Genomic DNA, 8525 nt, shown 5'->3' on the forward strand with positions numbered 1-8525 from the left:
GCCCATGCGAATCGCGCTGGCGCAGATCCTCAGTGGCAGCGATCCGGCGGCGAACCTCGAGCTGGTCCGCGAGCACACCTGCCGCGCCGCCGACGCGGGCGCCAGGCTGGTGGCTTTCCCGGAGGCCACCATGTGCCGGTTCGGCGTGCCCCTGGCCCCGATCGCCGAGCCGATCGACGGGCCCTGGGCCGACGGCGTGCGCGGCATCGCAACCGAGGCGGGGATCACCGTGGTCGCGGGCATGTTCACCCCGGCCGGCGACGGACGGGTGAAGAACACGCTGATCGTGGCCGGGCCGGGCGCCCCCAACCGGCCGGACGCCCACTATGACAAGATCCACCTCTACGACGCGTTCGGCTTCACCGAGTCGCGCACCGTCGCACCGGGACACGACCCGGTGGTGGTCGAGGTCGACGACGTTCGGGTGGGACTGAGCGTTTGCTACGACGTCCGCTTCCCCGCGCTCTACACCGAGTTGGCCCGCCGCGGCGCGCAGCTGATCGTCGTCTGCGCGTCGTGGGGCTCGGGGCCGGGCAAGCTCGAGCAGTGGACGCTGCTGGCCCGGGCCCGGGCGCTGGACTCGATGAGCTACGTCGCCGCGGTCGGTCAGGCCGACCCCGGCGACGCCCTGACCAAGTCCGGATCGGGCGCGGGCGCGCCGCTGGGGGTGGGCGGCAGCCTCGTCGCGTCGCCGCTGGGCGAGGTGATCGCCTCCGCCGGCCAGGGCCCGCAGCTCGTGGTCGCCGACATCGACGTCGAGCGGGTCGCCGCGGCCCGGGAGAGCATCGCGGTGCTGCGCAACCTCTCCGACTTTGCTCAGGTGGATAGGGCAGAATCGGTTGGGTGACGAACCCACAGGGCCCACCAGGACCACCGAACGAGGGCCCGTCGACATGGGCCCGTCCCGGCAACCAAGGCCCCTTCGGCCAGCCCCCGACCGAGCGGCCGACCGAACGCATCAGCACCGGAGGCCCGGCGCAGCAGGCGCCGCCGCCGGCCGCTCCCGGTCAGCAGACCGAGCAGTTGGCCGTCCCGCATCAGAACCCGCAGCGCCCCACGTACCCGCCGCCGCCCGTCCCGCCCGCCGGCCCGACGGAGAAGTTGGCCACCCCCGACGAAGAGCCGGCACCGGTGAAGAGAAAACGACGCCTCCTTCGCGACCCGCTGTCCATCGCGCTGATCTGCATCATCGTTTTCGCGCTCCTCATCGCCGCCCTGATCGGGGGCGAGCTGTACGTCCGTCACACGGCGAACTCCAAAGTCGCCCAGGCGGTGGCCTGCGAGGTCAAGGACCAGGCGACCGCGTCGTTCGGCGTGACGCCGCTGATGCTGTGGCAGCAGGCCACGAAGCACTACACCAACATCTCGGTGCAGACGGCCGGCAACAACATCCGCGACGCCAAGGGCATGAAGCTCAACCTCAACATCCGCGACGTCCGGCTGCAGTCGTCCGCCAACTCCAAAGGCACCATCGGCTCACTGGACGCGAGCTTCACCTGGACGAGTGACGGCATCAAGCAGTCGGTGCAGAACGCGATCCCGGTCCTGGGTCCGTTCGTCACCAACAGCGTGACCACTCACCCGGCCGACGGCACCATCGAGCTGAAGGGCATGTTGGACAACATCACGGCCAAGCCGGTGGTGTCCGGCACCGGGCTGCAGCTGCAGATCGTCAGCTTCAACGCGCTGGGCTTCACCATGCCGAAGGAATCGGTGCAGTCGACGCTCGACGACTTCACCGCGCAATTCACCAAGAACTACCCGCTGGGCATTCACGCCGACAGCGTGCAGGTCACCGACACCGGTGTGACAGCCCACTTTTCGACGCAGAACGCCAGCATCCCGAAAGACAACAGCACCGACCCCTGCTTCGCGAACCTCTAGGAATCGCCGCCGAGCCCGTCGAGCACCGCCCGGGTGCCCGAAAGGCCGAGCCGGGTCGCACCGGCATCCAGCATCGCTAGCGCGTCGGCGGCCGTGCGGATGCCGCCGCTGGCCTTGACGCCCAGCCGCCCGCCGACGGTCTCGGCCATCAGCGCGACCGCGCGGACCGACGCCCCGCCCGCCGGGTGAAAGCCGGTCGAGGTCTTGACGAAGTCCGCGCCGGCGTCCTCGGCGGCGCGACACACGTCCGCCAGCGTGCCCGCGCCCGCCCGGCCGAGCAGCACCGCCGACTCCACGATGACTTTGAGCACGGCTCGCGGCACCGCGGCCCGCACCGTTTCGACGTCGGATCGCACGGCGCCGACGTCTCCGGCCAGCGCGGCGCCGACGTCGATGACCATGTCGATCTCGCCGGCACCGGCCTGCGCGGCCAGCGCGGCCTCCTGCGCCTTGACCGCCGGCACGTGCTTGCCCGACGGAAAGCCCGCCACCGCCGCGACCCGGACGCCGGAGCCGGCGGCGTGCGACGCGGCCGGCACCATCGACGGCGAGACGCACACCGCGTAGACACCGAGGTCGGCCGCGTCCGCGACGAGGGCGGCCACGTCGGCGTGGGTGGCCTCGGGTTTGAGCAGGGTGTGGTCGATCAGGGCCGCCAGCTGGGCCCGGGTGGGTTGGCTCGCCAACTAGAACCCCTCTTCCGGCCCGCCGGGGTTGCAGCCGGCGGCGAACATTTCGGCGTCGTCGACCACCGGGCGCCACGGCTCGAGGTTCCAGCTGGTCTTGCCCGGCTGCACGAACTCGGCGAGCTGCCAGTGGCAGACGAACTGCGCGCGCATGCCGGGGGTGTCGGCGTCCGGCGACAGCGCGAGCACCTCCGCCCAAGCCTCGTCGGCCTGGGCCGCGGTGCCCGGCTGTCTCGCGGCGACCCGCCCGGATGGCGTCGGAAAGACCCGCAGGCTCGGCAGGCCCTGCCAGCGCGCCCACTGGGTGTGGTCGACGAAAGGTGGTGAGGGGGTGGCGTCGGCACGGGCGACGGACGCCGGGGCCGGCGGGGCCAGCAGGGCGACCAAGACCGCCGGCGCGGCCAGCAGGGCTTTCATCCCGCTAGCGCGACTTGCCCTGAATCTCAAGGAGTTTCGGCCGCACGTCGACCAGATACACCCCGGCGGCGCAGGCGGCGATCGCCATGCCCAGCACGCCGAACACGAAACTCAAGACCGACGAGAGCGCCACGGCCACACCGAGGATCACCAGCCACACCGGCTTGGTCAGCTTGTCTGCGGCGGTGTAGGCGTCGGTTCGCTGCAGCGCTGCGTGCACGAACGCGTACACGGCCGTCAGCGCGACGGCGATCTGCAGGACGAACATGACGATGCTCACGGCGTGGGTCACGCATCAAGGGTATGCGGGCACCGTCCAAAACGTCGACTCCGAGTTGCCCGGGGACAACTCGGAGTCGCGCGTCTTGCTACTTCTGGGTGACCTTCTTGGCCGAGGCCTTCTTGGCCGGGGCCTTCTTGGCCGGAGCCTTTTTGGCCGGGGCCTTCTTGGCCGGGGCCTTCTTGGCCGACTCGGCCTTCTTCGGCAGGTCGATGCCGACCAGCTTGGCCGCCCGCTCGCCGACCGCGCGGGTCTGCGACGCCACGGTGCCGAGCGCCTCCTGGGTCAGCTCGACGGCCTGGTCGACGTAGCCCTCGGCGCGCGCCGAGGCGTCCTCGAAGGGCCGCTGGCTGCGCAGGCGCTCCAGGGCGGCCTCGCCGCGGTCGACCAGCTCGTTGTAGCGGCTGGTCGCGGCCTCCAGGTAGCCCTCGGCGGCCTTGCGCAGCTCGTCGGAGGTGAAGCGCTCCCGCAGCTCGGTGAACTGCTCGGGCAGGTCCTCCTGAAGCTTCGACAGGCGGGCGCGGCGCTCCTCGACCCGGCTGCGGGTCTCGGTGCGGGTCTCTTCGGCCCGCTCGCGCAGGTTGGCGATCAGGTCGTTGACGGTGGCAAGCGCCAGGTCGGCCGCGCCGAGCGCCGCCAGCAACGGAGCCCGCAAGTCGTCGACGTTCGGGTTTTCAGCCATGGTGTTTCCTTTCATAATTTGTTTCTTATCGGGGTTACTGCGTCTCTGATCTGGAAGAAATGGGCAGGCGGGCACTGGTCAAGACCCGCGGATTGACGTGGCCCGCAACTTGCCGGGGGAACCTCCTGATTGATCGGGTCGGCTGATCGAGTTCGCAGCGTGGGCCAGGCATCCGGACTTGGTGGGCCTGGCGTCAAACCCCTTCCCTGTGGGTAACCAAGCGGCTCGGCATCTATGCGTCACCAAGTCATTGGCGTCACTGGCGCGACTGCGAATGCGTCACTCGTCGCTGTCGGATTCGCTCGGACACTCCTCGAAATTGGATTCGTTCTGCTCGGCGAATGACGCGTAGATGTCGAGCAGGATCTGCTTCTGACGCTCGGTGATCGCCGTGTCGGTGATGATGGCGTCGCGCACCTGGTTCTTGTCGCTGGGCTCGAGAATCCCGGCCCGCACGTAGAGCACCTCGGCGGAAATCCGCAGCGCCTTCGCGATCTGGCTCAGGACGTCGGCGGACGGCTTGCGCAACCCGCGCTCCACCTGGCTCAGGTACGGATTGCTGACGCCGGACCGCTCGGCGAGCTGCCGCACCGAAACTTGCGCGTTCTCACGCAGGTCGCGGATGAAGCTGCCCAGGTCGGAGGCCATATCGGAGGCCGCCGTCGACACCTTGGCGGAGAGCTTCTCCTCCGGTGGCATCGCGTACTCCTCGAGTCGGGTGGCGCCTTACGGGCCCAGACTACGACGCAGTGCTTGCTTTTGCAAGCACTTGTTAGCACCCCTAGAAAAGCAGCTGGGCGACGGCGTAGATGATCAGCCCGGCCAGGGACCCGACCACGGTGCCGTTGATCCGGATGAATTGCAGGTCACGACCCACGTGCAGCTCGATGCGCCGGCTGGCCTCTTCCGCGTCCCAGCGCTCGATGGTTTCGGTGATGATCGCGGTGATTTCCACCCCGTACTCGGCGACCAGGTGCTGGGCCGCGCGCACGATCCAGTTGTCGACCTTGTCGCGCAGGTCGGCGTCGTCGCGCAGCGACTCCCCGATCCGGACCACGGTCTCGGCGATGCGGGTCCGCAGGGTGCTGGAGGGATCGTCGACGCCCTCGAGCACCAGCCTCTTCAGCGTTTTCCACGCCGTCGCCGCGGCGGTGGCGATCTCGTCGCGCGCCATCAGCTGTTCCTTCACCGCGTCGGCGCGCGCGATGGTCTCCGGATCGTTCTGCAGGTCGTCGGCGAACTCGAACAGGAAGCGCGTCGCCGAACGGCGCAACTCGTGGTCGGGGTTGCGGCGCACCTTGTCGGTGAAGTCCATCAACTCGCGGTGGATCCGGTCGCCGACGAGGTGGTCGATGAACCGCGGCGACCAGCTCGGCGAGTCACGCTCGACCACGCGCTGGATCACCTCCCCGGCGTTCAGCGACCACTGGAAGGCCCGGTCGGCCAGCAGCTGGATCAGGGCCTCCTGGCGGTTCTCGGCCAGCAGGGTCGCCAGCACCCGGCCCACCGGCGGGCCCCATTGCGGTTCGGCGATGCGCCGCACGATCATCCGGTCGATCACCTGCTGGACGTCCTCGTCGCGCAGCAGCTCCACCAGCACCCGCAGCACCGTCGCCGTCTCGCTGGCCACCCGCTCGGCGTGGGCGGCCTCCGAGAGCCACTTACCCAGCCGGCTGGGCACCTGGGCGTCGCGCAGCTTCGTCTCGACGACGGGCGGCGACAGGAAGTTCTCCCGCACGAAGGTGCCCAGGCCTTCGCCCAGTTGGTCCTTCTTGCGCTTGATGATCGCGGTGTGCGGAATGGGTATGCCCAGCGGGTGCTTGAACAGCGCCGTGACCGCGAACCAGTCGGCCAGCGCGCCCACCATGCCGGCCTCGGCGGCCGCACCGACGTAGCCGACCCAAGTCGGCGCGCCGGCGTGGGCCTGCGCCCACCGGCAGGCCAGGAACAGGCCCGTGGCGCCGACCAGGAAACTCAGCGCCACGATCTTCATCCGGCGCAGCGCCACCCGCCGCTGGGCGTCCGCCTCCGGATCCGCCCCGGCGAAGGATTCCGCCAGGGAGGCGCGAGCCTGCCCGGCAGCTGCGTCGCCTCCAGGTGAGGCTCGGTGTGCCACCACACCATCATGTCTCGCCGCGGGCAGTTAGTGTTACCGCCCTGCTTGGACGGCCCGCGCACACGCGGCCCATCCGCCAAAAGGCCCCGGGCAAGCCGTAGTATCAGGGGCGTCTGATGAGTGAGAAGCGGCGGCAGTGGCAGAGCGGATCCGGGCTGTGACCGTAAAGACGGATGGTCGCAAGCGGCGCTGGCACCAACACAAGGTGGAGCGCCGAAACGAGTTGGTTGACGGCACGATCGTGGCGATCCGCCAGCGCGGCCGCTTCCTGAGCATGGACGAGATCGCGGCGGAGATCGGGGTCTCCAAGACCGTGCTGTACCGCTATTTCGTCGACAAGAACGACCTGACCACCGCGGTGCTGATGCGCTTCGCGCAGTCGACGCTGATTCCCAACATGGCGGGCGCGCTGACGTCCAACCTGGACGGCTTCGACCTGACCCGCGAGATCATCCGGGTGTATGTCGAGACCGTGGCCGAGGAACCCGAGCCGTATCGCTTCGTGATGGCCAACAGCTCGCCGACCAAGAGCAAGGTCATCGCCGACTCCGAGCGAATCATCGCCCGCATGCTCGCCATGATGCTGCGGCGCCGCATGCAGGAGGCCGGGATGGACACCGGCGGGGTGGAGACGTGGTCCTACATCATGGTCGGCGGCGTGCAGCTGGCCACCCACTCCTGGATCTCCGACCCGCGGATGAGCGCCGACGAGCTGATCGACTACCTGACCATGCTGAGCTGGAGCGCGATCTGCGGGATCGTCGAGGCGGGCGGGTCGCTGGAGAAGTTTCGCGGGCAGCCACACCCCTCGCCGATCCTGCCGCCGCGAGAGCCATGAGTCGGGGGCCACGATGCCTGACGTGAGCGCCGGCTCGCGCCTGAGGTCGTGGGCCTACGCGCTTCGCACCACCAACCCGCCCCCGGACGGGCCGGTCGACGCCGTCACGCGGTGGCTCGTGGTCACCCGGGCGGCGGTGCTGCCGATGACCCTGGTCTCCGGCCTGGTGGCGGCCCTGCTGGCGGTCGGCAAACCCGGGCTGGACTGGCGCTGGCTGGTGCTGGCCGTGCTGGGCATCACGCTGGCGCACACCGCCAACAACCTGATGAATGACCTCTACGACACCCAGGTCGGCACCGACAGCGCCACCTACCCGCGCGCGCTGTACGCCCCGCACCCGGTGCTCTCGGGGCTGATCAGCCGCCGCACGCTCGTCCTGGCCATCCTGGCGGTCAACGTCGCGGATCTGGCCATCCTGGTGACGCTCACGTGGGCGCGCGGCTGGCCGGTGGTGGCCTTCGCGCTGGGCGGGTTCGCGCTCAGCGTCGCCTACACGGCGCCACCGCTGCGGCTGAAGAAGCGCGGCCTCGGCGAACCGGACGTCTTCGTCGTGTGGGGCCCGCTGATGGTGTGCGGAACCTACTACTCCGCGGTGGGCGCGGTCGGCTGGGACGTCGTGGTGGCGTCGCTGCCCTACGGCCTGCTGTGCACCACGGTGCTGATGGGCAAGCACATCGACAAGATCCCCTACGACGAGCCGCTCGGCATCCGGACGCTGCCCGTGCTGCTCGGCGAGTCGCGCGCCCGGGCCGTCACGCTGGGCATGATGGTCGGCTTCTATGCGCTGGTGGCCGTCGCCGTCGCGGTGGGGGCCATGCCGTGGCCCGCGCTGATCGTCGCGTTGGCGCTGCCGCGGCTGGTGAAGGTGTGGCCGTATTTCCGCCGCCCGAGGCCCGACGAGCCGCCGCCGAAGTTTCCGGTGTGGCCGCTGTGGTACGCGGCGCTGGCCTGGGTGCACGTGCGCCAGGCGGGCGCGCTGCTGGTGCTCGGGCTCGCGGCAGGCGCCGTGCTGCGGACCGCTTTGTGACCTACGTGTGACGCAAAGCCGACTTCGGCAATGCGACTTGTGCAGCGTCAACCGCTAGCATGCAGGGAATGCATCGGGGGTGAACCCGGGGCACTTGGTTGCCAGGACGCCCGGAACTCCGAGATACAGAAAGGCCTTACCGATCATGTCTGTGCAGCTCACGCCGCATTTTGGCAACGTGCAAGCGCACTACGATCTGTCCGACGACTTCTTCCGGCTGTTCCTCGACCCGACCCAGACCTATAGCTGCGCCTACTTCGAGCGGGACGACATGACCCTCGAGGAGGCGCAGATCGCCAAGATCGACCTGTCGCTGGGCAAGCTCGGGCTCGAGCCCGGTATGACGCTGCTCGACATCGGCTGCGGTTGGGGCGGCGCCCTGCAGCGGGCGATCGAGAAGTTCGACGTCAACGTGATCGGAATTACGCTGAGCCGCAACCAGTTTGAGTACAGCAAGGCCAGGCTGGCGGCGATCCCGACCGGGCGCAACGTCGAAGTGCGGATGCAGGGCTGGGAAGAGTTCGACGAGCCGGTCGACCGGATCGTCAGCATCGGGGCGTTCGAAGCGTTCAAGGCCGAGCGCTGGCCCGCGTTT

Annotated in this window: 10 protein-coding genes and 1 pseudogene; 5 read left to right on the forward strand and 6 right to left on the reverse strand. The window is 69.3% G+C overall.

All coding sequences use genetic code 11. From position 1 onward, the window contains the following. Positions 1-4: 4 nt before the first annotated feature. Together A5655_RS00885 and A5655_RS00890 are read left to right on the forward strand one after the other, a co-directional pair. Positions 5-847 carry a carbon-nitrogen hydrolase family protein gene (locus A5655_RS00885; protein WP_067004575.1) on the forward strand — a complete coding sequence of 281 codons (843 nt, stop codon included), beginning with the start codon at positions 5-7 and terminating at the stop codon, positions 845-847. After that, positions 844-1884 carry a DUF2993 domain-containing protein gene (locus A5655_RS00890; RefSeq protein WP_067004577.1) on the forward strand — a complete coding sequence of 347 codons (1041 nt, stop codon included), beginning with the start codon at positions 844-846 and terminating at the stop codon, positions 1882-1884. Before A5655_RS00885 ends, A5655_RS00890 begins: the two co-directional genes overlap by 4 nt. Here A5655_RS00890 and deoC read toward each other — a convergent pair. From deoC to A5655_RS00920, 6 genes and pseudogenes are all read right to left on the reverse strand, one after another. After that, positions 1881-2570, reverse strand: a complete 690-nt coding sequence (deoC, locus tag A5655_RS00895; protein WP_067004579.1) for a deoxyribose-phosphate aldolase — start codon at positions 2568-2570, stop codon at positions 1881-1883. The two genes, A5655_RS00890 and deoC, sit on opposite strands and share 4 nt — an antisense overlap. Further along, the gene (locus tag A5655_RS00900) at positions 2571-2987 is read right to left on the reverse strand and encodes a DUF2599 domain-containing protein (RefSeq protein ID WP_067004581.1); all 417 of its coding nucleotides are present in this window, start codon (positions 2985-2987) and stop codon (positions 2571-2573) included. It lies immediately after the preceding gene. A 4-nt stretch (positions 2988-2991) separates the two neighbouring features. Beyond that, entirely contained in the window at positions 2992-3255 is a 264-nt protein-coding gene (locus tag A5655_RS00905; RefSeq protein ID WP_081665208.1) for a DUF2516 family protein, read from the reverse strand. A gap of 100 nt (positions 3256-3355) precedes the next feature. Next, positions 3356-3949 carry a heparin-binding hemagglutinin HbhA gene (hbhA, locus tag A5655_RS00910; protein ID WP_067004610.1) on the reverse strand — a complete coding sequence of 198 codons (594 nt, stop codon included), beginning with the start codon at positions 3947-3949 and terminating at the stop codon, positions 3356-3358. Between the two features lie 239 nt (positions 3950-4188). Further along, positions 4189-4648 (reverse strand): annotated as a pseudogene (locus A5655_RS00915) (helix-turn-helix domain-containing protein). Between the two features lie 82 nt (positions 4649-4730). Then, positions 4731-6068 (reverse strand): DUF445 domain-containing protein, encoded by a 1338-nt coding sequence (locus tag A5655_RS00920; protein WP_067004589.1) that lies wholly within the window; start codon positions 6066-6068, stop codon positions 4731-4733. Positions 6069-6201: 133 nt separating this feature from the next. Between A5655_RS00920 and A5655_RS00925 the strand changes: the two genes are divergently transcribed. From A5655_RS00925 to A5655_RS00935, 3 genes are all read left to right on the forward strand, one after another. Then, a complete protein-coding gene (locus tag A5655_RS00925) occupies positions 6202-6903 on the forward strand; it encodes a TetR/AcrR family transcriptional regulator (protein WP_067004591.1) in 702 nt (233 codons plus the stop codon). A 13-nt stretch (positions 6904-6916) separates the two neighbouring features. Further along, on the forward strand, positions 6917-7930 hold the full coding sequence (locus A5655_RS00930; protein WP_067004593.1) for a prenyltransferase: 1014 nt from the start codon (positions 6917-6919) through the stop codon (positions 7928-7930). A gap of 145 nt (positions 7931-8075) precedes the next feature. Next, positions 8076-8525: class I SAM-dependent methyltransferase (locus A5655_RS00935; RefSeq protein WP_156764622.1), on the forward strand; the 450-nt coding region annotated here is incomplete at its 3' end.

The sequence above is a fragment of the Mycobacterium sp. 1081908.1 genome (assembly GCF_001673535.1).
In the GTDB taxonomy this organism is placed as follows: domain Bacteria; phylum Actinomycetota; class Actinomycetes; order Mycobacteriales; family Mycobacteriaceae; genus Mycobacterium.

Bases quoted from the DNA above. Each gene is read 5' to 3' on its own strand.
- A5655_RS00885 (WP_067004575.1), top strand. From the start codon at position 5: ATGCGAATCGCGCTGGCGCAGATCCTCAGTGGCAGCGATCCGGCGGCG.
- A5655_RS00900 (WP_067004581.1), bottom strand. From the start codon at position 2,987: ATGAAAGCCCTGCTGGCCGCGCCGGCGGTCTTGGTCGCCCTGCTGGCC.
- A5655_RS00905 (WP_081665208.1), bottom strand. From the start codon at position 3,255: ATGTTCGTCCTGCAGATCGCCGTCGCGCTGACGGCCGTGTACGCGTTC.
- hbhA (WP_067004610.1), bottom strand. From the start codon at position 3,949: ATGGCTGAAAACCCGAACGTCGACGACTTGCGGGCTCCGTTGCTGGCG.
- A5655_RS00930 (WP_067004593.1), top strand. From the start codon at position 6,917: ATGCCTGACGTGAGCGCCGGCTCGCGCCTGAGGTCGTGGGCCTACGCG.